The 20524-nt window shown below is 66.5% G+C and carries 16 protein-coding genes; 7 read left to right on the top strand and 9 right to left on the bottom strand.

Annotated features, from left to right (window positions below; genetic code table 11):
• Positions 1–20 precede the first annotated feature (20 nt).
• The 5 genes from Q4F19_RS11100 to Q4F19_RS11080 all read left to right on the top strand — a co-directional run bounded on the left by Q4F19_RS11100 (position 21) and on the right by Q4F19_RS11080 (position 5864).
• Positions 21–2438 (top strand): hybrid sensor histidine kinase/response regulator, encoded by a 2418-nt coding sequence (locus Q4F19_RS11100; RefSeq protein ID WP_303542530.1) that lies wholly within the window; start codon positions 21–23, stop codon positions 2436–2438.
• 129 nt (positions 2439–2567) lie between these two features.
• Positions 2568–3257: a MarC family protein gene (locus tag Q4F19_RS11095; RefSeq protein WP_303542528.1), complete on the top strand. Its 690-nt coding sequence runs from the start codon at positions 2568–2570 to the stop codon at positions 3255–3257.
• Between the two features lie 151 nt (positions 3258–3408).
• Complete coding sequence (locus Q4F19_RS11090) at positions 3409–3870, top strand: hypothetical protein (RefSeq protein ID WP_303542526.1); 462 nt, start codon at positions 3409–3411, stop codon at positions 3868–3870.
• A gap of 78 nt (positions 3871–3948) precedes the next feature.
• Positions 3949–5076 carry a sensor histidine kinase gene (locus Q4F19_RS11085; protein ID WP_303542524.1) on the top strand — a complete coding sequence of 376 codons (1128 nt, stop codon included), beginning with the start codon at positions 3949–3951 and terminating at the stop codon, positions 5074–5076.
• 23 nt (positions 5077–5099) lie between these two features.
• Positions 5100–5864 (top strand): LytR/AlgR family response regulator transcription factor, encoded by a 765-nt coding sequence (locus tag Q4F19_RS11080; protein WP_303542523.1) that lies wholly within the window; start codon positions 5100–5102, stop codon positions 5862–5864.
• 6 nt (positions 5865–5870) lie between these two features.
• On the opposite strand, the gene Q4F19_RS11075 is transcribed toward Q4F19_RS11080, so the two are convergent.
• From Q4F19_RS11075 to Q4F19_RS11065, 3 genes are all read right to left on the bottom strand, one after another.
• Positions 5871–6257 carry a hypothetical protein gene (locus Q4F19_RS11075; protein ID WP_303542521.1) on the bottom strand — a complete coding sequence of 129 codons (387 nt, stop codon included), beginning with the start codon at positions 6255–6257 and terminating at the stop codon, positions 5871–5873.
• A gap of 158 nt (positions 6258–6415) precedes the next feature.
• Positions 6416–7495, bottom strand: coding sequence for a sensor histidine kinase (locus Q4F19_RS11070; protein WP_303542518.1), 1080 nt, complete (start codon positions 7493–7495; stop codon positions 6416–6418).
• 63 nt (positions 7496–7558) lie between these two features.
• Positions 7559–8317, bottom strand: coding sequence for a phosphocholine cytidylyltransferase family protein (locus tag Q4F19_RS11065; RefSeq protein WP_303542516.1), 759 nt, complete (start codon positions 8315–8317; stop codon positions 7559–7561).
• 327 nt (positions 8318–8644) lie between these two features.
• Here Q4F19_RS11065 and Q4F19_RS11060 point away from each other — a divergent pair, with 327 nt between their 5' ends.
• Entirely contained in the window at positions 8645–9085 is a 441-nt protein-coding gene (locus tag Q4F19_RS11060; protein ID WP_303542514.1) for an HIT family protein, read from the top strand.
• Positions 9086–9309: 224 nt separating this feature from the next.
• Here Q4F19_RS11060 and Q4F19_RS11055 read toward each other — a convergent pair whose 3' ends face one another.
• The 4 genes from Q4F19_RS11055 to Q4F19_RS11040 all read right to left on the bottom strand — a co-directional run bounded on the left by Q4F19_RS11055 (position 9310) and on the right by Q4F19_RS11040 (position 14954).
• Positions 9310–12426, bottom strand: coding sequence for a TonB-dependent receptor domain-containing protein (locus Q4F19_RS11055; protein ID WP_303542512.1), 3117 nt, complete (start codon positions 12424–12426; stop codon positions 9310–9312).
• A 472-nt stretch (positions 12427–12898) separates the two neighbouring features.
• On the bottom strand, positions 12899–13486 hold the full coding sequence (locus Q4F19_RS11050) for an NADPH-dependent FMN reductase (protein ID WP_303542509.1): 588 nt from the start codon (positions 13484–13486) through the stop codon (positions 12899–12901).
• Positions 13486–13863, bottom strand: coding sequence for a DUF1244 domain-containing protein (locus tag Q4F19_RS11045; RefSeq protein WP_303542507.1), 378 nt, complete (start codon positions 13861–13863; stop codon positions 13486–13488). The genes Q4F19_RS11050 and Q4F19_RS11045 overlap by 1 nt, the downstream gene beginning before the upstream one ends.
• 53 nt (positions 13864–13916) lie before the next feature.
• The gene (locus tag Q4F19_RS11040) at positions 13917–14954 is read right to left on the bottom strand and encodes a glycerophosphodiester phosphodiesterase (RefSeq protein WP_303542505.1); all 1038 of its coding nucleotides are present in this window, start codon (positions 14952–14954) and stop codon (positions 13917–13919) included.
• A gap of 210 nt (positions 14955–15164) precedes the next feature.
• Here Q4F19_RS11040 and Q4F19_RS11035 point away from each other — a divergent pair, with 210 nt between their 5' ends.
• Positions 15165–17756 (top strand): TonB-dependent receptor, encoded by a 2592-nt coding sequence (locus Q4F19_RS11035; protein ID WP_303542503.1) that lies wholly within the window; start codon positions 15165–15167, stop codon positions 17754–17756.
• Between the two features lie 137 nt (positions 17757–17893).
• Here Q4F19_RS11035 and Q4F19_RS11030 read toward each other — a convergent pair whose 3' ends face one another.
• Both Q4F19_RS11030 and Q4F19_RS11025 read right to left on the bottom strand, forming a co-directional pair.
• Positions 17894–18625, bottom strand: coding sequence for a ParA family protein (locus tag Q4F19_RS11030; protein ID WP_303542500.1), 732 nt, complete (start codon positions 18623–18625; stop codon positions 17894–17896).
• Between the two features lie 77 nt (positions 18626–18702).
• Positions 18703–20508 carry a DUF885 domain-containing protein gene (locus tag Q4F19_RS11025; RefSeq protein ID WP_303542498.1) on the bottom strand — a complete coding sequence of 602 codons (1806 nt, stop codon included), beginning with the start codon at positions 20506–20508 and terminating at the stop codon, positions 18703–18705.
• Positions 20509–20524 lie beyond the last annotated feature (16 nt).

Here is a 20524-nt window from a genome sequence, read left to right as displayed (position 1 = left end):
AAACGGTCTATGCTCTGCGCGTGACGCAAGCGGCTACGGATCACGAAGCAGAAAGCCTGTTCCTGGCGATAGCGTGGGATACGCATCCCCTGGGCGACAGGTCTCTCTGGCCGGTGTCGCTGCGCAATCAGCTCAGGTCGCTCTTCGCATCGCGGGAGTCGATGTATCTGGTGTGGGGCGCCGGCCGCACGTTCTTCTTCAACGACGCCTATCTTCCGGTGCTCGGCCCGCGCGTGAGCGGCGCGATGGGCGCGAATTTCGAAGAGCTGTGGGCCGATGCCTATCCCGCGATCGAACCGCCGTTCCTCAAAACGTTGGCGGGCGAGGCGAGCCGGATCGTCGATTTGCCGGTGCCGATGGCACGCTGGGGCGTGCCGGAAGAAACCTGGTGGACCTTTTCCTACACGCCCGTCTTCGATGATGACGGTGTCGTCGCGGGCGTGCTGTGTATCACCAACGAGACGACCGCCACGGTGCGTCAGGCGGAAGCCCAGCGGGAGGCTGCCGGCGCGCTCGAGGAGGCCGAAAGGCGTCTGCGGCGCGCGCAGGAGGCGGGACATATCGGCCTCTTCACGATCGATATCGCATCCGGCGCGCTGACCGGTACACCCGAATTCTTTCGCCTGTTCGGGATCGAGCCGGGCCCGGGCATTTACGCCGAGACCATCGAGACGCTCGTCGTGCCCGACGATGCGGCCATCGTCTCGCATGCCGACACGCGAGCGTCGCAGGACATTGCGCTCAAGGTGGAATATCGCATCCGCCGGCCGGACACGGGCGAGGTGCGCTGCATTGAGCGGCGCGCGGAATTCGAATATGATCCCGCGGGCGCTCCTCTCCGCCTGATCGGCGTCGTGCAGGACGTGACCGAGCGGCGGGACGACCGTGATGCCTTGGCGAAGCTCAACGCCATGCTGGAGGCGACCGTCGTCGAACGCACGCAGGCGCTGCTGCTCCACGAAAAGATCATCCAGTCCGATACGACCGCCATCTGCGCCTTCGACACCGAACATCGCCTGATCGCCTTCAACAAGGCGCACAATGACGAGTTCTTCCGCGTCAACGGCTTCTATACCCGATTGGGCGATGTCTTCTGGTCGCTCTTCGTACCCGAACAGCGCGCAGTCATGAAGGCGCAGATGGACCGCGCTCTGACGGGCGAATCCTTCACGGTGGAGGAGGAGTTCGGCAATCCGGCGATCGATGCGCCGCGCTGGGAGATCCTCTACTCCCCGCTCCGCGATGAATCGGGACGGATCATCGGCGCCTTCCATCATGCCCGCGACATCAGCGCACGCTATCGCGCGCAGGCCGAGCTCGCCGAGGCGCAGGAGGCGCTGCGCCAGTCGCAGAAGATGGAGGCGATGGGCCAGCTGACCGGAGGCGTCGCGCATGATTTCAACAATCTGCTGACCCCGATCGTCGGCACGCTGGACATGCTGGAGCGAAAGAAGCTCGGCAGCGATCGCGAACAGCTCCTGATCAAGGGCGCGGTCGCCTCCGCCGAACGCGCGCGCATGCTGGTCCAGCGCCTCCTGGCTTTTGCGCGGCGTCAGCCGCTCCAGAGCGTGGCAGTCGATATCCCCAAGCTCATCGATGGCATGGCGGATCTGATCGCCAGCACGACCGGACCGCAGATCAAGGTCATCGCGAGCTCCGAGGGGAACATGCCCTTTGCCAACGCCGATCCCAATCAGCTGGAAATGGCATTGCTCAATCTGGCGGTGAACGCCCGCGATGCGATGCCCGATGGCGGGACGCTCAGGATTACGGCGTCGGTCGAAACCGTCCTGGCTGCGGGACGCGATCTGAAGCCGGGCCGCTACATCCGGCTTTCGGTCGCGGATACGGGCATGGGCATGAACGAGGAGACGATCGCGCGCGCCGTCGAGCCGTTCTTCTCGACCAAGGGCGTCGGCAAGGGCACCGGCCTGGGCCTGTCGATGGTGCACGGGCTCGCCTCGCAGCTGGGCGGCGCGCTGCGCCTCATCAGCCGGCCCGGGCTCGGCACCAACGTCGAATTGTGGCTCCCCGAAAGCCGGGACATGGTTCAGCCCGCGACGGCGGCGACGGGTGTCACGTTGCCCGCATCCAAAGGGACGGCATTGCTCGTCGACGACGAGGACTATGTGCGGTTGAGCACGGCCGACATGCTGAGCGAATTGGGATATGAGGTGATCGAGGCCGCCTCGGCGGAGGCGGCGCTGACACTCGTCCGGCGCGGCATCGCACCCGACATCCTCATTACCGATCATCTGATGCCGGGCATGACCGGATCGGATCTCGCGCGCGCGCTGCGTGCGGAGCAGCCCCGGCTCGCGGTGCTGATCATCTCCGGCTATGCCGAAAGCGAGGGCGTCGAGCTGGATCTCCCGCGGCTGACCAAGCCGTTTCGCCGGGACGAGCTCATCGCCAGCCTTTCCGCCATCGGCGCCTGATCCGGATCGCGATCCGCGATCTCGCATCTTGGCGTCCGCAAGCGCTAGTGTTGCCCGCCGCCGCCGCCTAATGCGGGCGACGCGCAAGTCGCCTGGCAGGGTCGTACGCCGCACGCAGGGATAAGGCCCATGGATCTCAGTCCGCTGCCGGTCGGCAGCTTCGTCGGTGCCTTCCTGCTGGCGTTCCCGGCCCTGTTCTCGATCGTCAATCCGGTCGGCGCGGCCTTGATCTTTAACGAGATCATGGAAGGCCGGTCGCGCGCCGATCGCCATCGCATGGCCGGGAAGATCGGGATCTATTCGACGATCGTCCTGCTCGTGTCGCTGTGGCTGGGCGGCTATGTCCTCAACTTCTTCGGGGTCAGCCTGGCCGCGCTGAGGATCGCGGGCGGGCTCGTCGTCGCGATCCGCGCCTGGGGGCTGCTGATGCAGCCGAGCGCGCACGAAGAGCGCAAGGCCAGCGCCGCGGCACCCGCGCAATATTCGGGCGACGAGGTCGCCTTCTTTCCGCTGACGATGCCCTTCACCACCGGCCCCGGGACCATCGCCGTCGCGATCGCCCTGTCGTCGCAGCGTCCCGCCAGCGGCATCGGCACCTTGTCTTTCTTCGCGGGCATGAGCCTGGCGGCGATCATCATCTCGCTGATGATCTGGCTCTGCTATCGCTGGTCGGACAGCGTCATGGCGCTGCTCGGCAATTCGGGCGCGCGGGTGCTGTCGCGCCTCGTCGCGTTCCTGCTGCTGTGCGTCGGCGTCCAGATCATCGTGACCGGCGTGCTCGGCGTCGCCGAGATCCTGTTCGCGCACGGGCCGCGATAGACGGGGCCGCCGACCAATCTGTCGCCGCACGCGACCAACAGGATGGCGTCCGGCCCGTCGCATCCGGCTCCGTTTCGAACGCGTCGCGCAAGCGCTTCGGGATCGTTGCGCGCAGGGGCGTCACCTGCTTCAGCCACCCCGCGAGATATCGATGACGACACAGGCAAACATGTTCGTAGCCGCGGCCGCGATATTGCTCATGCCGACGGCGCAGGCGCCGCGGCCTTTCACCGGGACCTATGCCCTGGCGAGCACGGGGGAGGGCGGGCGCGGCGGCGGCTGGGATTTCGCGCCGCTGCCGGGCATCCGCGTCGGTGTCGATGCGCAGGTGCATAGGCCGCGCCCGCCCGCTTATCCTGCGGCGTCACCCAAAAGTCGGCCGGTCTCGTTCGCTGTCGGCGGCCGGCTGGGCGCCGTGATCGACCGATCGACACTGGTCTACGTTCGCGCCGGCTATGCCGCACCGGAACAGCAGCGCCGCGGCTTGCTGCTGGACGCGGGGATCGAGCGCGTGGGGCAAAGCGGTGGCGCCATCCGACGCGAAATCCGCGTCGCCAGCTATCGCTCCGGCCGAGGCGAGCGTTCGGTCGAGCGGCGCACATGTCGCGCCTGACCGCGCCGGGCACGTGCCGGTCGCATCCGTCGACGGCTTCGTCGCGCGGCGCGCGCGGCGCGGGCCGAGCCGTGCTGAATGGCGATGATGCACGGATCCCTTGTCTTCAACGCCTCCTCTTCATCGTCCGCCCGCCGCGCCGATCGGCTGCAAGGCGGCCGCGAGGATGTTCAATGGCGCGAGGGTCTCGTCGCGACGGTCGCGCTATGGTCGTTCACGTTGCTGATCTATCTGCCGATGATCGTCGGTCGCTACCGTGGCATGGGCGTGACGAGCGTCCTGCTCGATTGCTCGACCATCCTCGTCTCGATGCTGTTCGCGATGGGGTTGTTCGCGCTGTTCCGGGGCACCTATGCACTGCCGCGCCGCACCCGGCTGGCGGTGATGATCGGGGCGGTGCTGAGCGTCGCGATCGTCCAGTCCGCGTTCGATCTGCTGTTCACCGGCTTCGTCGCGCATAATCTGGAGGCGCGCTGGCTGACGCTGCCGCAGGATCTGCGCAGCAGCTACGGCGCGGCGCTTAATTATACCGGCGTCTTCGCCGTCAACTGCGCCTTGTTCCAGGTCGCGGCCGGCCGGCAGAAGGCGCTGCGGCAGGAGCGCGAACTCGCGCACCTGCGCGCGACCGCCAAGCAGGCCGAGCTCGATGCGATGCGCCTCAAGTTCAACCCGCATTTCCTGTTCAACACGCTCAACGCGATTTCCGCGATGGTCGTCACCGATCGCAATCCCGAGGCGGAGCAGGGCCTTGAGACGCTGAGCAGCTTCCTGCGCGCCTCGATCGAGAGCGATCCGATGGCGATCACGTCGCTCGAGGACCAGCTCCAGCTCGTCGATCATTATCTGCAGCTGGAGGAGATGCGCTTCGGCGAGCGCCTCGCGGTCACGGTCGAATGCGCGGACGATGTCGGCGACGTCGCGGTCCCGTCGCTCCTGATCCAGCCGCTCGTCGAGGCGGCGATCCGCGACGGCGTCGAGCCGTCCTCGGCGCGTGTGCAGATCCGGATCATCGCTTCGCGGGACGCGGGCGCGCTCCAGCTCCGCGTGTCGGACGATGCGCCCCGCACGCAGATGCTGGAGGCCTCGCTTGCGGCGGAAGCGATACGCGGGCGGCTTCGCGCGCTGTACGGTGCGGCGGCGTCGGTGATCGTCCGCGCGGGCGAGAATGGCGTGGAGACGACGTTGCGGATGCCGATGGCGGCGTAAGGGGGCGAGGGGGAAACAAGGTCATGCGGGTGCTGCTGGTCGACGATGAGGCGCTGGCGCTGGATCGGCTGCGCGTCTTCTGCGGCGATATCGACGGGGTCGATGTCGTCGGCCAGGCGCGCGACGGTGACGAGGCGCTCGCGCAGATCGAGGCCCTGCGCCCCGATCTCGTGATCCTCGATATCCAGATGCCCGGGCGCAACGGCCTGCGCACCGCCGCCGACATCCGGATCGAGCCTCGCCCCGAGCTCGTCTTCGTCACCGCGCACGAACATTATGCGCCCGACGCCTTCGATCTGGAGGCGGCGGATTATATCCTGAAGCCCGTCCGCTTCGATCGCCTGCGCCTCGCCACGGATCGCGCGCGCCGCCGCCGCCAGCTTCGCGAGGCGGCGGCGCGCGCCGGCCTGCTGGAGGCCGAGGTCGAGGCTCTGCGCGCCGACGCGCGCGCGCCGGGCAGCGACCCCGAAATCTGGGTACCCGAGCGCGACGGCCAGCGGCGCGTGCTGATCGAGACGATCGACTGGGTAGAGGCGGCGCGCGATTATGTCCTGCTGCACACCGAATTGCGCAGCCACATGCTGCGGATCACGATGGCGGCGCTTGAGGAGAAGCTCGCCGGCACCGCGCTCATCCGCGTGCATCGCTCGGCGTTCGTCCGGCCCTCGAAAGTGTCGGAGATCCGCCGCGCGCAGCGAAGCACGGCGCTGTTGTTGACGGACGGGACGACGGTGCAGGTCGGGCCGAGCTACGTCGCCGCGGTCGAGGCGGCGCTCGGCGTGGCGTGATCGGCCTCAGGCCAGCGCCAAGGCGATTGCCTGATGCAAAGCCGCCGGGTTGATCCCGTCCTGCCTGAGCAGGTCAGCCATCGCATGGACACGGCGGTCGTCGCGGCGCATCATCGCCGCGAACAGGCGCAATCGCTCCAGTCGCGGGTCGGCGAGCGGCATGACGCCTTGGATGCCGAGCCACCGGGCAATGGCGGCGACGAGGCGACGCCCCGGCGTCCGATCGGCGAGACCCGCGTCCCAGCCGTGGCGGAACGCATCGTCACGCCCGATCTCGACCGCCTGCCGTTCTCCCGCCGTCAGGCCGGGCGCGGCCTCGACGAGGCGCAAATGCGGTCGCGCCGAGGAGAGCGCCGGCTGAACATCGTTCGCGAAGGCGAGGGCGGTTGGCATAGTCGGATCTTCCGGCGCGGCGTCCGATGCGGAGCCGACGATGGCCCAATACGGCGATGCGCTCCGGTGCGCGCGCGTGTCTCTGCAAAATCGCCGGCTCGTGCGACGAAGCTGCGGGGTTCGACGAACCCGCGTCGACGATCGACCGACGGCCTGCTCTACGGCTTCGAACCCGTCGCGGCGGCGATCGGCAGGATGATCGTCGCGGCATAACCCTTCGCGCCGCGCTCGGTGGTGATCGACGCGGCGTCGCCATACCGTGCGGTGAGGCGCTGGCCGATATTGTCGACGCCGATGCCGAAGCCGGCGGCGGGGTGCGCCTCCGCGCTCGGCTGGGCATCGTCGAGCACCTGAATGCGCAACCTGCCCTCGTGCCTCTCCGCGATGACGCGCACCGTGACGGGGCAGGTCGAACGCGCCACGCCATATTTCACCGCATTCTCGACGAGCGGTTGCAGGATATAGTTGGGCACTGCGATCTGCGAGAGCGCCGCCGGGCAGTGCAGCTCGACGAGCATGCGATCCCCGAAGCGCACCGCCTCAATCTCGAGATAGGTCTCCGCCGTCGCGAGCTCCTCGTCCAGCGGCACGAGCCCGTTCGGATCCGACGTCAGCGATTGGCGGAGAAATTCGGCCAGCCGCCCGAGCATCTCTTCGGCATCGTCGATCCGCCGCGTCACGATCAGGCTGGAGATCGAATTGAGCGTGTTGAACACGAAATGCGGATTGAGCTGCAGGCGCAGCGCCACCGCCTTGGCTTCGGCCGCCGCCGCTTCGGCGCGCGCGAGATCGATGCGCTGCGCCGCCGACCGACGCGTCTCCACCAGGAAGACGAGCAGGGCCGCATTGGCGACGCACAGATAGGCGTGCGAGAGGAAATTGGAGGCGAAGCGCGCGCGGATCAGTTCGAGATGCGCGGAGTCGAGCGCCGGGATCACGCCCAGCAACCGGTTCTCGGCCAGGTTGATCAGCGATTGGGTGAAGGCGACCAGCAGGACGCCCGCCGCCAGCAGGCCCCAGCGGCGCATGAGCGGCCAGCCGACCGTGTACAGAGCCAGCGGATAAAGCGCCTGCGCGGTCAGCGCGACGAGGAAGACCGCCAGCAGATCGAAGGGAAGGTCCGAAAGGAAGCCGGTGCGGCCGGCGATGAGCTCGGCGACGCAGTAGCTGCCATAGACGAACACGAACCAGACAGCGAAGGTCAGCAGGAGAGCTTGTCGAAAGCCCGTCCTCGTCATGCGCCCTCTCCCCCGGCTCCGCTCATGTTCGCGCGGCGACGATATGCAGGCAAGGTCTGCGGATCAGGTCGCCAGCGCGCGCTCGCCGCTGCGCCTCTTCCACGTGGCGACGAGCGCCTCGGCGATGACGATGTCGGCGGGGAAATCCACTTCGGCCCAGCCCTCGCCGGCCACGTCGACGGCGCAGACGTCGCTCTTGCGCGCGAGCTGGTCGATCACGCTCAGGAACCAGCGTCCGAGCGACGATGTCTCGTACATCATCTCTTTGATCGTCTGCCGGAACAGCCCCGTCCCATCGCCGCGAAACAGCAGCATGCCGATCGATTCGGCATCGGCGTCGGTCAGCGTCTTGCCGATGGCGCGGATCCGGTTCCCGTCGAGCAGCACCTTCATGTCGTCGGCATCGTAAGCCGGCTTGCGATCGATCATCACGTTGATCGGCGCCGCGCCGCGCTCGACGAGGCGCCGGACGCTCTCGGCCGAGACCAAAGTATCGCCGTTCAGGACGAGCACGTCGCCTTCGAAATAGTCGCGCGCGAACCACAGCGACGCCAGATTGTCCGAAACCTCGTAGAAGGGATTGTGCAGCGTCGTGACGTTGCCGCGATCCTCGAGACGCGCTTCAACCCGGCGGGCGTTGAAACCGACGATGACGACGATCTCGGCGATCCCGGCCGCTTCCAGCGCCTCCAGCTGCCATTCCAGCAACGACTGGCCACCCAGCTCCAACAGGCATTTCGGGCGATCCTGCGTCAGTTCGCCCAGGCGCGAACCGCGTCCGGCGGCGAGAATGATGGCGCGAACCTTGGACTGGGAGGACATGCTCTGCTCCGATCATGACCGCATTGCGCTTCGACCGCCCGATCACGGCGGCGCGAACGGTGCCGTGCCGGAGGACCACGGCGCGGCTGTCGATAATCGGTTGGCCCCCACTCATCGCCGGCGGCCCGCCCACGAGGAGATGGTCACACAATGGACGGCAGCTTCCGCATCGACAAGCCCTGTTATCGTTCCGTGGCACCGTCCCAACCCGGCTCGCAGCAGCGAGCCACGGAGGGCGGCTGGACCTCGTCGGGCGCTTTCCGGAACGCGCCGGGATGAATGACGGTATAGCGTGCCCGTCTGAGTGATCTGCCGGAGAAAGAAAACATGGTCGCCGCCGCCGTAAACGCCACGATCGCCCGCTTCGGTTATCCCGCCACACTCGTCGGCGAAAGCGGGCATTGGGTCGTGCTGCTGCGGCCCGAGCAGCCGACGCTCGGCAGTCTGGTGCTGGCGGCGAAGAGCGAGGCGACGGCCTTTGCGGATCTGCCGCCTGCCGCCTTTGCCGAACTGCACGCGATCGTCGGCCGTATCGAGGCGATGCTCCACCGCACGGTCGCACCGCAGAAGATCAATTATCTGATGCTGATGATGGTCGATCCCCACGTCCACTTCCATGTGCTGCCGCGGCACGAGGGCGAACGTACGTTCCTGGATATGCGCAAGGCGGACGATGGCTGGCCGAAGGCCCCGGCGCTCGGCGCGGCGCTGGCATTGACCGGCGAGCAGATCGAATCGCTGGGCGCTTGGCTGTCCGCTCATTGGTAAGCGGGCGGCGGGGCCGATTGCATGAGTGGTCTGATCGAGAAACAAAGTGTCCCCGCTCCGCCGAAAAGAGGGGGCGGCGGAGCGGGGCCGATGGTCATGGGACCATCAGCAGTAGGGCCGGGAAGGTGGTTCGAGGCGCCCGCCTGTCGCGGCGGTGTCGTCCGTTCGCGCTCCGTTGCGGAGCGAAACAATGCCGGGACGGCGGCGCCGCCCCGGCTTAGCGATCAGTAGTCGATCCGGACGCCGACGCGGAATACCCGGCCGAGCACATCATAGATGCGGTTGGTCTGCGGATAGGCTTCGGTGTTGTCGCCATTGGGGCCGTTGGCGACCAGCACCGGATCCTTGTTGAGCAGGTTCCGGATCGAGAAGAACACTGCTGCTTTCGTGCTCATCGCCGTGAACTTATATTCGCCGTTCACGTCGAAGTACCACGCACCGTTGATGTGATTGTAGTTCACGGTGCGATTGTCGGAAGTCGAGACCGGGCAATTCGTGTCGCAGACGACATAGCTGTTATTATAGGTGCCCGACGTAATTCCGCGCGCGACCGCCTGGAAGGACAGGCCGTTGTCCAGATTGTAGGCGGCGGTGAAACGGAAGGTCCATTTTGGCAGGCTGCCCGAATTCTGGCCGACCGTGTTGTTGACCAGGCTGATGCCGTTGTCGCTCTCGTTGGTGATCGCGCGCGTGGTGAGCGCACGCAGGCTGACCGTGCCTGGGCCGATATGGCGGCGATAGCTCGCCTCGATATCGACGCCCTCGTTCTTGATGCCGACGAAGTTGAGCGGCTTGATCGTGATGCTTTGGATATCGACGTTCGGGTTGCCCGAAGTTGCCGCGCCCCCGGTAGCGAGATTGATGAAGGCGCAGGACGCCGCATCCTGCTGGTTGCCGTAGCAGAGATCGACGAGATTCTGCGCCGAATAGGTCGAAATCGCGCCGGTCAGCTTGATCTTGTAATAATCGACCGAGGCCGCGAAGCCGGGCAGGAACGTCGGCGTAAAGACCGCACCCGCACCGTACGTTTTGGCGATTTCCGGCTTCAGATCGGTATTGCCGACGACCGAGTTGATGTACGTATCCGACAGGCTGTTAGCGCCACCGGGGACGATCGGGCGCGTGACCGAATTGGTCGCGCCGCCGCCCGGATTGAACAATTCGCCGAGGTTCGGTGCGCGGATATCGCGGCTGATCGTGCCGCGGAACTTGACGTCCGGGATCGGCTGATAGGTCAGGCCCGTTTTCCATGTCTCCACCCGGCCCGACGTCGAATAATCGGTGACGCGAACTGCGCCGTTGAAATCCATGTTTTTGATGATCGGAATGACCGTCTCGAGAAATGCCTCCTTCACATTGTACGAGCCGAAGACGGGCAGGAAGTTGCCGTAGCGCCACGTCGGGACGATCGTGCTCCCGGCGCCCTGCGGCGCGAAGAACGGATCGACAAAGCCGCTGACTTTCTCCTTGCGTGCTTCACCGCCGAAGGCGATGCTGACCGGACCCGCCCAGACCTCGAACAGGTTGTTGGTCGAGAAGGTGATTGCTCCGATATCCTGCGTGATCTTCTGATCGCGGGCCGGCTGGCGGCCGTTGCCGAGGACATAGTCGATCGCGCGCGGATCCATTCCGCCGACACCGATGCGGTTGAGCGGGAAGCAGAGCGGATCGTCATTGGCGGTGCTCGCGTCGGCGTTGATCGCACACCGGATCGTGCCGTCGGCGGCGCGAACCGCGTTCGTCGCCTTCGTCATGCGGTCGTAGTTCCACGCGTTGACGAGCAATTCGTGCGTCTTGGTAATCCCCTTCTGGTAATAGCCGCTCCAGTGAAAGTCTCGCTCGGCTAGCGTGAAGTCGCCATCGGCACCGGCAACATAGCGATAGACCTTGCGGTTCATGTCGCTGCCCTGCGCGGGCAGGCCGGCATTGCCGGTGCTGATGACGATCGACTGAAGGTTGTTGGTCGTCAGCAGCGTCTGGATCGCGGTCGGCAGATACGGATTGCCCGAGAAGATCTCGACGCCGCTGGTCGTGCTCGCGCCGGGACCCGTCGTCGTCGTCTGCGAGGGGGTGAGCTGATAATAGCTCAGGCCGCGATAGGAGCTGTAGCCGAACTGGCCGAACACCTTGAGCCAGGGCGCGAACTCCCAGCTTGCGCGACCGAAGGCGCCGCGACGGTCTTCCGACGGCAGCAGAGTCGCGCTGCCGACATGGCTGGAGCTCGCATATTTATAGTCGCCGCCGACCATCCACTGGCCGCCGCGCGGGCCGACCGCGAGCGTCCCTGTCGTGGCCCGACCGGTCGATGGATCGATCGTCCCAAAATAGGTGTTTGTGAGCGCGGTTCGCACGGCGACCGGCAGGGTTGCGTTCGTCAGGGCGAGCACGGTTCCCGCCGCATTCTTCGCGCCGACGATCAGGCCGCCCGGCGTGAAGTTGCCCGAGCCGACGCCGCTGCGGATCAGATATTCGCTCGTGCAGACGGTCGCGGCATTGTTGTCGGTGCAAGCGGCCGCGCTGTAGGCCGGGTTGTTGATCTGGAAGAACCCGCTGTCGTTCCAGTCGCGGTCGATCGTCTGGATGCCTTGCTGGTGGAAATATTCACCCGAGGCGAGGATGTGGCCGCGGCCTTCGCCGAACGACATGCCCCCCGTCAGCGAAGCCTTGTGGTTGCTGCCGTCGCCATAGGTCGTGACGCCATATTCATACTCGGCCTTGAGGCCCTTATATTCCTTGTCGAGGATGAAGTTGATGACGCCCGAGACGGCGTCGGAGCCGTAGGCGGAGGAGGCGCCGCCGGTCACGACCTCCACGCGCTGGATCAGCGATTGCGGGATCGTATTGACGTCGACCGTGCCGTCGGTCGTGGACGCGACCGAGCGCTGGCCGTCCAGGAGGACGAGCGTACGGTTCGCTCCGAGGTTGCGGAGGTTAACGGTGGCGACGCCGGCCTGCCCGTTCGAGAGCGCGCCGTTCGAGCTCGCCGCCGTCGCCGAACCGCGCACGGCCGGAAGCGTATTGACGAAGTCGTTGATGTTGGCCGGGGCTTCGCGATTGATCTCTTCCGTGCTGATCACGCTGACCGGGGTCGGCGCGCTGTAGCCGTCGCGGACGATGCGCGTGCCGGTGACGGTGATCTCGCCTTCATTGGCGGGAGAGGGTTCCTCGCCGGGTGCGAGCGACATCCGCTCGGTCGTCACGCCCGGCTTGCCGCCGGCGGTATTGATCGTCTCGCCTTCTGCAGGAGTCGATTTGGGCGCGGTGATGACCGGCTCCGACATGCTCTGTGCGGCTGCAGCGTCCAGCCCTGCTCCGATGGCGGCGATGCTGGCCAGCATCATGCTGCCCCGAACGAGTGCGATCGGACTGATTCCGCCTGTCAAACGCAAGCGCGAAGATATGATCATGAATTGCCCCCTGGTGCCCTAACAAATACCGCGCCTCGGCAATCCTCTTCCCTGATTTTATAGTATCTCTGTCGAAGTATTTACGACCAAGCTTCCCCATCTCGAAAAGCGATATATGCTTTCCAAGACCCACCGGGCCGATCCGACTTTGTGGCATGAGCGTAACAGAAATTTCTTATAAGAATCGATCAAAGTGAGATCGAAAGGCCCATATGGCGGCTAGAATCGGGCATCGATGCGCGCTCGCCCGCATATTTCCTCCGCAAAACATTGCGAGGAGAGATGCATTTCAACATGCGCTGATCGAAAATCGACAGGATGCGCTGCCGATTCGATATTGTTAGGCGGGCGTTCATTTTGGAAAAACGCCGACGCCTGCGAACGGAGCGCCCGCGCCGAGCCTCGATCAGTAAGGCGGGGAGATCTTCGCCCGCTGGGCGCGCGCCGCGCCCGTCCACCAGGCGAGATCGTCGGCGAAGCGCGGAAAGGCGTGGACCAGCGCGGCGCCGTCGGCGCCCGCAGGCTCCCCGTCCGCAAAGGCTCGGCCGATGCCGCCGAGCGCGAGGGGGGTGGAGGTGACGACCATTCCCATCTCCGCAAGCGTCGCATGCCAGGCGACCGCCGCGCGTGCCCCGGCGAAGCGTCCCGCCGAATAGCTGGCGATCGCCGCGGGGCGCCACCGCCATTCGGCGAGGAAATGGTCGGTCAGGTTCTTGAGGCCGGGCTGGATGCCCCAATTATATTCGCCCGCGACGAACACGAACGCATCCGCCGCGCGGATCCTGCCTGCGAGCTGCTCCAGCGCCGGCGGCGCCTCGCCCTCGCCGTAATCGCCATAGCGCCGATCGAGCATCGGCAGTCCGATCGCCATCGCATCGATCAGCTCCGGCTCGGCGCCGCGCGCGGCGAAGGCGCGGACCAGCCAGTCGGCCAGCTTGATGCCTTGACGTTCGGAGCGGTACGAGCCGTAGAAGACCAGGATCCGGTCGCCCATCAGCGCCGGCCGCCGGGTTCGCTCTGCGAGGGCGGGTCGCTCGCCGGGAAGCTCTCGTCGAGCGCCTCGTCCAGCGCCTCCTCCTGTCGGTTGCGCGCGACGCTGTCCTGCATGCGGGCGAGCTGTTCGGGCGTCGCCTCGGTCTGGTGGCGCGCCTTCCACTCGGCCTGCGGCATGCCGTAGATCGCCTCGCGCGCCGCATCCTTGCCGAGCGCGCCGTGGCTGGCCTCGGCGATCCAGTCCGACAGGCAGTTGCGGCAGAAGCCGCTCACCCCCATCAGATCTACATTCTGCGCGTCGGTGCGGTGGCGCAGGTGATGCACGAGCCGGCGAAACGCGGCGGCGGCGACATCGTCGGGAACATCTTCGATCCGCATGAGCAGTCCTCCTGCCGAGCGATGTGGCGTCCCGTCGATCCCAAGTCCAGCCGTCAGCGCGGCCGCGCCGCCACCGCCTCGGCCGGAAACTCGCTGAACAGGCCGTCCACCCCGAGCGCGTAGAACATCCGATATTCGGCCGCCGCGTCGCCATGATCCGCGGGCGACGTACCCTTGCGCAGTTCGGCCGGGAGAAAGTAGTTTTCCGAGCGGAAGGTCCAGGGATGGACGATGAGCCCGGCGGCATGCGCGTCGGCGATCAACGTCGTCGGCGGCAGCGAGCGGCCCTCGGCGTCGCGCGACACGATCAGCGGCTTTTCAGGGCCGATCGCCTGCGCATAGGTCGCGATCGTCTTGAGCCCGGCGGGCGTGATCATCTGCGCATAGCGCGTCGCCGGCTGGTCGGCCGGACCGCCCTCGCTCGACACGAGCTGGACGAGCCGCAGCTTCGTCAGCGCGTGCAGCGCCTTCAGATTGCCGATCTCGAAGCTCTGGATGATCACCGGGTCGCTCGGCCTGGTGTAGCCGGCGCGCTTCAGCGCCGCGATCAGCGGGGGCTCCATCGGCAGGCCGAGCTTCGTGAAATAGGTCGAATGCTTGATCTCGGGATACAGGCCGATGCGCCGTCCCGTGCTCTTGTCCTTCTCGGCGACGAGCGCGAGGATCTCGTCGAGCGTCGGGATCGCGAACTTGCCGTCATAGGCCTTAGCATTGGCCGGGCGCAGCTGCGGCATCCGCTCGCGCGCGTGCAGCGTCTTGATCTCGGCGAGCGTGAAATCCTCGGTGAACCAGCCGGTCACGGCCTGGCCGTCGATCGTCTTGGTCGCCTTGCGTGCGGCGAACTCGGGATGCGCGGCGACGTCGGTCGTGCCGGAAATCTCGTTCTCGTGCCGCGCGATCATGTGACGGTCCTTCGTCATCACCAGATCGGGCTCGATGAAGTCGGCGCCCTCTGCGATCGCGAGCGCATAGGCCTCCAGCGTATGCTCGGGCCGCTCGCCGGAGGCGCCGCGATGCGCGATGACGACGGGACGGCCGCGAAGCGGAGCCGGCGCGGGGGCCGCCGCCAGCAGCAAAGCAAGCGCGATCATCCTCGGTCTCCACGGTTCATCGGCACGGCTTCACTCCTTCAACGTCGGCGCGTCGCTACGGCAGCTCCAAGTCGCTTCAATGACAGATTGGCTCGCCGATTTCCGGTATTTTCACAAAAGTGAAGCACGCCTGTCACCACGATGGCACAGAGTTGATCCTATCCGCGGCCCCGGATGCAGCCACCGCGCTGCAGCAAATAGGGGTGGTATATGTCGGTCATTCGCACGTCGCTGTTCGCGTTGATGGTAGGGTGCGCTGCTTCGGCGCCGAACGCCGCGCATGCGGCCGCGCCAGATGCGCCGGCAGCCGACGCGGCCGCTCCGGCTGCAGATGCCGATGCGGGCGACGATGGCGCGATCCTCGTCACCGCCAAGGCCGTCCGCTCGGCGACCGCGATCCCCTCGGCCGAGATCCAGAAGATCCTGCCCGGCATCTCGCCGCTGAAGGCGATCCAGACCCTCCCCGGCGTGCTGTACATCACGTCCGATCCGTGGGGCTATAACGAGCAGAACGCGCAGCTCTTCATCCACGGCTTCGCCGCCAACCAGCTCGGCTATACGATGGACGGCATTCCGCTCGGCGATCAGAGCTACGGCAATTATAACGGCCTCTCGCCGCAGCGCGCGGTCATCTCGGAGAATGTCGGCCGCGTCGTCGTCGCCACCGGCGCGGGCGATCTCGCCACCGCCTCGAACAGCAATCTCGGCGGCACGGTCGAGACCTTCTCGTCCAGCCCGCTCGACACGCTCGGCATCCAGGGCGCGCAGACGGTCGGCAGCTATAGCACCTCGCGCACCTATATCCGCGTCGACAGCGGCAAGTTCGGCCCCGGCGGCGAGAATTCGGCCTATATCTCCGGCGTGCGCCAGCATGCCCGCGCCTGGGATTTCGATGGCAAGCAGGGCGGCTATCAGGCCAATGCCAAGTTCGTCCACGACGGCGGCTCGGTCAAGCTGACCGGCTATTTCGACTATAACGACATGACCCAGCCGAACGAGGACGCGACCGTCTTCTTCAGGCCGTCTGCGGGCGGCACGGCCACCGCGGTCCAGCTCTACACGCCCTACACCAAGCCTTTCTTCTACCCGGACTTCGCCACCTACCGGACGTCGTACCTGAGCGCGGCCGGCAACAGCCCTGCGGCCGAGGGCAGCAACTACCGCAATTATTATTCGGACGCGCAGCGCACCGATTATCTCGGCTACGTCCGCCTCGATGCCAAGCTCGCCGACACCATCACCTGGTCGACGACCGGCTATTATCACCACAATGACGGCGCCGGCGTCGTCGCGGGGCCGCTCGGCCAGTCGATCACGACGGCGCAGGCCTATCTCGATCCGGCGTATGCGACGCTGCCGAGCAACTGCCGCTTCGCCGCCAATGCGAACGGAACGCGGCCGGCCGCCTGTACCGCGATCACCGCCGCGCAGGCCACCGCGGCCGGCGCCGCCCTGGTCGCCGCGACCGGCGGCTCGGGCCTGATCACCCGCACCACCGAATATCGCATCGATCGCGAGGGTGTGGTTTCGGCGATGAACGTCGATCTCGGCGCGCACAAGATCGAGTTCGGCGGCTGGTTCGAGCATAACAGCACCACGCAATGGCGCCGCTGGTATGCGGTTCCTATCAACGATCTGAGCCTGAGCACGCCCTACATCCGCCCGCGCGATGTGATGGATCCGCTGTTCACCCAATATAAGGGCGATGCGCGGATCAATAACCTGCAGCTCCACATCCAGGATAGCTGGCAGGTGTTCGATCGCCTGCTCGTCCAGGGCGGCGTCAAGACGAGCGCGCAATGGGCGGACGGCAAGTTCCCGATCCAGCCGGTCGTGGGTTCGCTCGGCGGCACGACGGCGCTGCCGCAGGGCAAGATCAACACCAAGCGCTGGTTCCTGCCCGCGCTCGGCGCAAGCTTCGATCTGACCGGCAGCGAGCAGCTCTATTTCAACGTCCAGAAGAATCTGCGCCAGTATCAGGCCTATCTCGCGGGCGGCGGCGGCCCCTGGTTCACGGGCAGCCAGGCGGCTTTCGATGCCTTCGCCGATCAGGGCAAGCCGGAGAGCAGCTGGACCTATGAAGGCGGCGTGCGATCGAACCGGACGTTCGACAACGGCGTCTCGCTGAACGCGCAGATCAACTATTACCACGTCGATTTCAGCAACCGCCTGCTCGCCATCCCGACCAATCCGGGCGGCATCGCCGGCAGCGGCATCACCGGCGGCACCTCGACGCTCGTCAACGTCGGGAGCGTGAAGACCGACGGCGTCGATGCGGCCTTCACGATCCGCTACGGCGGTTTCTCGCTCTACAACGCCGTCTCGTACAATCTGTCCAAATATCAGAACGATTATACGTCCACGGCCAGCGGCATCGGCGCCGTGAGCGACACGTGCATCGGCGGCTTCATCGTCCCCGCCGCCGGCCAGCCCAATGCCGGGATCGTGCCGACCTGCGGCAAGCAGCTGCCCGGCACGCCCAAGTGGATGAACAAGACCGTCGCCTCCGTGTCGGTCGGCATGTTCGATCTGCAGGGCATCGGCGATTTCGTCGGCCGGCGCTTCGCGACCTTCACCAACGATACGAGCGTCCCGTCCTACTTCATGGTCTCGGGGCGGATCGCCGCGCGCGTGCCGGAGAATGTCCTGCCGCTCAAGAAGGTGGAGCTCTCGCTCAACGTCACGAACCTGACCAAGAAGAAGGGCTGGTCGACCGTCTCGATCGGCTCCGCCACGAACAGCTACTCGGCCTATCCGATCGCGCCGCGCCAGTGGTTCCTGACGCTCTCGGCCGCTTACTGATCCAGACGTCCTGATCTGCCGTCATCCCAGCGAAGGCTGGGGTCCATGTCTCTCGAAAATCGGGCGCGAAGCTCGCGGAGGGAGTCATGGATGCCAGCCTGCGCTGGCATGACGGGAGAAGGGCAGGGCGCGAAGTCTCAGCCCTTCGCCAGGCGCTTCTCGATCCCCGTCCACAACGCTGCGATTGCCTTGGCCGGCGCGCTTCGGGGCGCATAGACGCTCACCGGCGCGTGCCGCTCGGCCATCTGCTCGACGGCACTCGCCATCGGGATGACGGGCGTGTCGCCCGCCGCCTCCAGCGCCTGCCGGTGCGAAAGCCGCCGCCGGTCGACGAGGTTGAACACGGTCAGGATCGGCGGCCCCGCCTTGCGCCGCTCGCTCAGATGCTGGCGCAGTTCGTCCGCCGTCCGCATCGACAACGCCGAGGGGATCACCGGCACCACGATCAGCGACGCGCTCTGGATGATCTGGTCCGCGGTGACGCCCAGGCCCGGCGGGCAATCGACGATGATCCGGTCGTACAGCCCCGCCAGCTCCTCGGCGATCTTCTGCAGCCTTTTCTTGGCGCCGAGCTCGGCAAAGAGCAGGTCCAGCGTCCGCAGCGATTCATCCGCGGGCAGCAGATCGAGATTGGCGATCCCGGTCTTCACGATCAGTTTTGCGGGCGCCACGTCGCGCTCGATCACCTCGCTCGCTTTCTTGCCGGGCTTGCGGTTGGGCGCGAGCACGAAGCTCGAGGCACCCTGGCCGTCGAGGTCCCACAGCAGGGTCCGCCGCGAAGACAATGTCGCCGCCGCCCAGGCGAGGTTCACCGCGAGCGTCGTCTTGCCCACGCCGCCCTTCGAACTGTAGATCGCAATCGTCGCCATTCGCCCTCGCCTGTGAAGTGGATCGTGGCGGTAAAGTGCCGAGGTTGCAATCTGCGGTCAGGCCCGCGATCGCGGGCTCAGGCGATCCCCCACCTTTCCTTCACCACCTTCTCCAGCACCGCCAGCGGCATCGCGCCCTGCAGCAGCACCGCGTGGAACTGCTTCAGGTCGAAGCCCGGCCGGGTCTTTGCCGCCTCGCGCAGCCGCACCCACATCGTGTGCCCGATCTTGTAGCTGCACGCCTGGCCCGGCCAGACCGTATAGCGATCGATCTCCCCCTGGCTGCGGCCGCGCGCGATGCCCGTCGTCGCGATCAGATAATCGGTCGCCTTCTCGCGGCTCCAGCGCTTGGCGTGCATGCCGCTGTCGACGACCAGCCGCGCCGCGCGGAACAGCAGCGACTGGAGGTAGCCGACCTGCCCGAGCGGATCGCCGTCATACATGCCCATCTCGTCGGCGAGCTGCTCCGAATAGAGCGCCCAGCCTTCGCCATAGCCCGAGAAGAAGGCGCGCCGCCGGATCAGCGGGATCGTCTCGCTCTCCAGCGACAGCGTCACCTGCAGGTGATGCCCGGGCACGCCTTCGTGATGCGTGAGCGTCGCCAGCCCGAATTTGGGCCGGTCGAACGTGTCGCGCAGATTGATATAATAGATGGCCGGGCGCGAACCATCGAGCGAGGCATTCTCGTAATAGCCGCCCGGTGCACCCGCCTGGATCGTCGGCGGCACGCGGCGTATCTCGATCGGCGCCTTGGGCACGTTGGCGAACACTTCGGGCAGCCTTGCCTTCATCGCGTTCAGATGTCGGTTGAGCTCGGCGAGCAGCAAGGCGCGGCCGGGATCGGTGTTCGGATAGAGCTGGTCGGGCCGCTCGTTGAGCGCGACCAGCCGCGCGCCGACCGTCCCCGTCGTCATCCCCTGGCCCTTCAGGATCCCGTCGATCCGCGCGCTGATCTCGGCGACCTGCGCAAGGCCCAGTCTGTGGATCTCGTCGCCGCTCATCGGCGCGGTCGTCGCCGCCTCGGCCGCCGCGGCATAATAAGCGTCGCCGTCGGGCAGCCGCCAGCAGCCCGCATCATGCACCGCCTTGGCGCGCAGCTCGGTCACCAGCGCGCGCTGGCGGACGAGCGCCGGGAATACCGCATCGCGCACGATCCCCGCCGCGCGCGCCGCCTGCTCGGGCGGCAGCCCCGCCGCCTTCAGCTTGGTCGCGAAGGTCATGACCATCACGCTCTGCTCGGGCGCCTGGTCCAGCACCTGGCCGAGCTGCTTGAGCGTCGTGTCGAGGATATAGTCCGGCGCGAACACGCCGCGTGCCGCATCCGTGTGCTGCTGATCGGTGCTGTCGTCGATCGCCTTGGGGAAGGCCGCGAGCCGCGCGAGATAGGCGTCCGCCTCCGCCGCGTCGCGCACGCGCGCCTGGCTTTCGAGGAAATCGGGCACGTCGCGATAGGGGCCGGTCAGCTGGCTCAGCACATAAGGCGCGAACCGTCCGCTCGTGTCGCCGTATGGAAAGCGCGTCGCGCCGTTGATCGCGCGATCGAGCTGATAGGTCACCACCTCCAGATCCAGCTTCGAGGCGGGTGAAAGGTTCGCCGGCGCGAACCTGGCGAGTTCCGCGCGCTCGGCCTTCGCCCGCGCCAGCCGCTTCGCCGCGCCCGCCGCCGATGCATCGTCGAGCTTCGCCTTCAGCGCCGCGCGCGGCCCGCTGTCGAGCCCGAGCCGCGTCGCCTGCTGCGGCTGATCCTCGAGCCGCCCGTAGAAGAAGCGGTCGAGCGTCGCGCGGAACGCGGCATCGGCCCCGCCTGGCGCGGCGGCCCGCAGCGGGAAAGCGGCGACGGCCGCGCTCGCGGTGGCGCCCTTTACGAACTGGCGGCGATCCATCTGTTCCTCCATGTAT

This window comes from Sphingomonas natans (genome assembly GCF_030546695.1).
Taxonomy (GTDB): Bacteria; Pseudomonadota; Alphaproteobacteria; order Sphingomonadales; family Sphingomonadaceae; genus Sphingomonas_I; species Sphingomonas_I natans.
The sequence above is the reverse complement of the archived record's forward strand: the minus strand, read 5'-3'. Positions and strand labels throughout refer to the sequence as shown.

What these genes read in the sequence shown, in the direction of transcription:
- Q4F19_RS11095 (WP_303542528.1), top strand. Translation starts at nt 2,568, where the DNA reads ATGGATCTCAGTCCGCTGCCGGTCGGCAGCTTCGTCGGTGCCTTCCTG.
- Q4F19_RS11090 (WP_303542526.1), top strand. Translation starts at nt 3,409, where the DNA reads ATGACGACACAGGCAAACATGTTCGTAGCCGCGGCCGCGATATTGCTC.
- Q4F19_RS11085 (WP_303542524.1), top strand. Translation starts at nt 3,949, where the DNA reads ATGGCGATGATGCACGGATCCCTTGTCTTCAACGCCTCCTCTTCATCG.
- Q4F19_RS11080 (WP_303542523.1), top strand. Translation starts at nt 5,100, where the DNA reads ATGCGGGTGCTGCTGGTCGACGATGAGGCGCTGGCGCTGGATCGGCTG.
- Q4F19_RS11075 (WP_303542521.1), bottom strand. Translation starts at nt 6,257, where the DNA reads ATGCCAACCGCCCTCGCCTTCGCGAACGATGTTCAGCCGGCGCTCTCC.
- Q4F19_RS11070 (WP_303542518.1), bottom strand. Translation starts at nt 7,495, where the DNA reads ATGACGAGGACGGGCTTTCGACAAGCTCTCCTGCTGACCTTCGCTGTC.
- Q4F19_RS11065 (WP_303542516.1), bottom strand. Translation starts at nt 8,317, where the DNA reads ATGTCCTCCCAGTCCAAGGTTCGCGCCATCATTCTCGCCGCCGGACGC.
- Q4F19_RS11060 (WP_303542514.1), top strand. Translation starts at nt 8,645, where the DNA reads ATGGTCGCCGCCGCCGTAAACGCCACGATCGCCCGCTTCGGTTATCCC.
- Q4F19_RS11055 (WP_303542512.1), bottom strand. Translation starts at nt 12,426, where the DNA reads ATGATGCTGGCCAGCATCGCCGCCATCGGAGCAGGGCTGGACGCTGCA.
- Q4F19_RS11050 (WP_303542509.1), bottom strand. Translation starts at nt 13,486, where the DNA reads ATGGGCGACCGGATCCTGGTCTTCTACGGCTCGTACCGCTCCGAACGT.
- Q4F19_RS11045 (WP_303542507.1), bottom strand. Translation starts at nt 13,863, where the DNA reads ATGCGGATCGAAGATGTTCCCGACGATGTCGCCGCCGCCGCGTTTCGC.
- Q4F19_RS11040 (WP_303542505.1), bottom strand. Translation starts at nt 14,954, where the DNA reads ATGATCGCGCTTGCTTTGCTGCTGGCGGCGGCCCCCGCGCCGGCTCCG.
- Q4F19_RS11035 (WP_303542503.1), top strand. Translation starts at nt 15,165, where the DNA reads ATGTCGGTCATTCGCACGTCGCTGTTCGCGTTGATGGTAGGGTGCGCT.
- Q4F19_RS11030 (WP_303542500.1), bottom strand. Translation starts at nt 18,625, where the DNA reads ATGGCGACGATTGCGATCTACAGTTCGAAGGGCGGCGTGGGCAAGACG.
- Q4F19_RS11025 (WP_303542498.1), bottom strand. Translation starts at nt 20,508, where the DNA reads ATGGATCGCCGCCAGTTCGTAAAGGGCGCCACCGCGAGCGCGGCCGTC.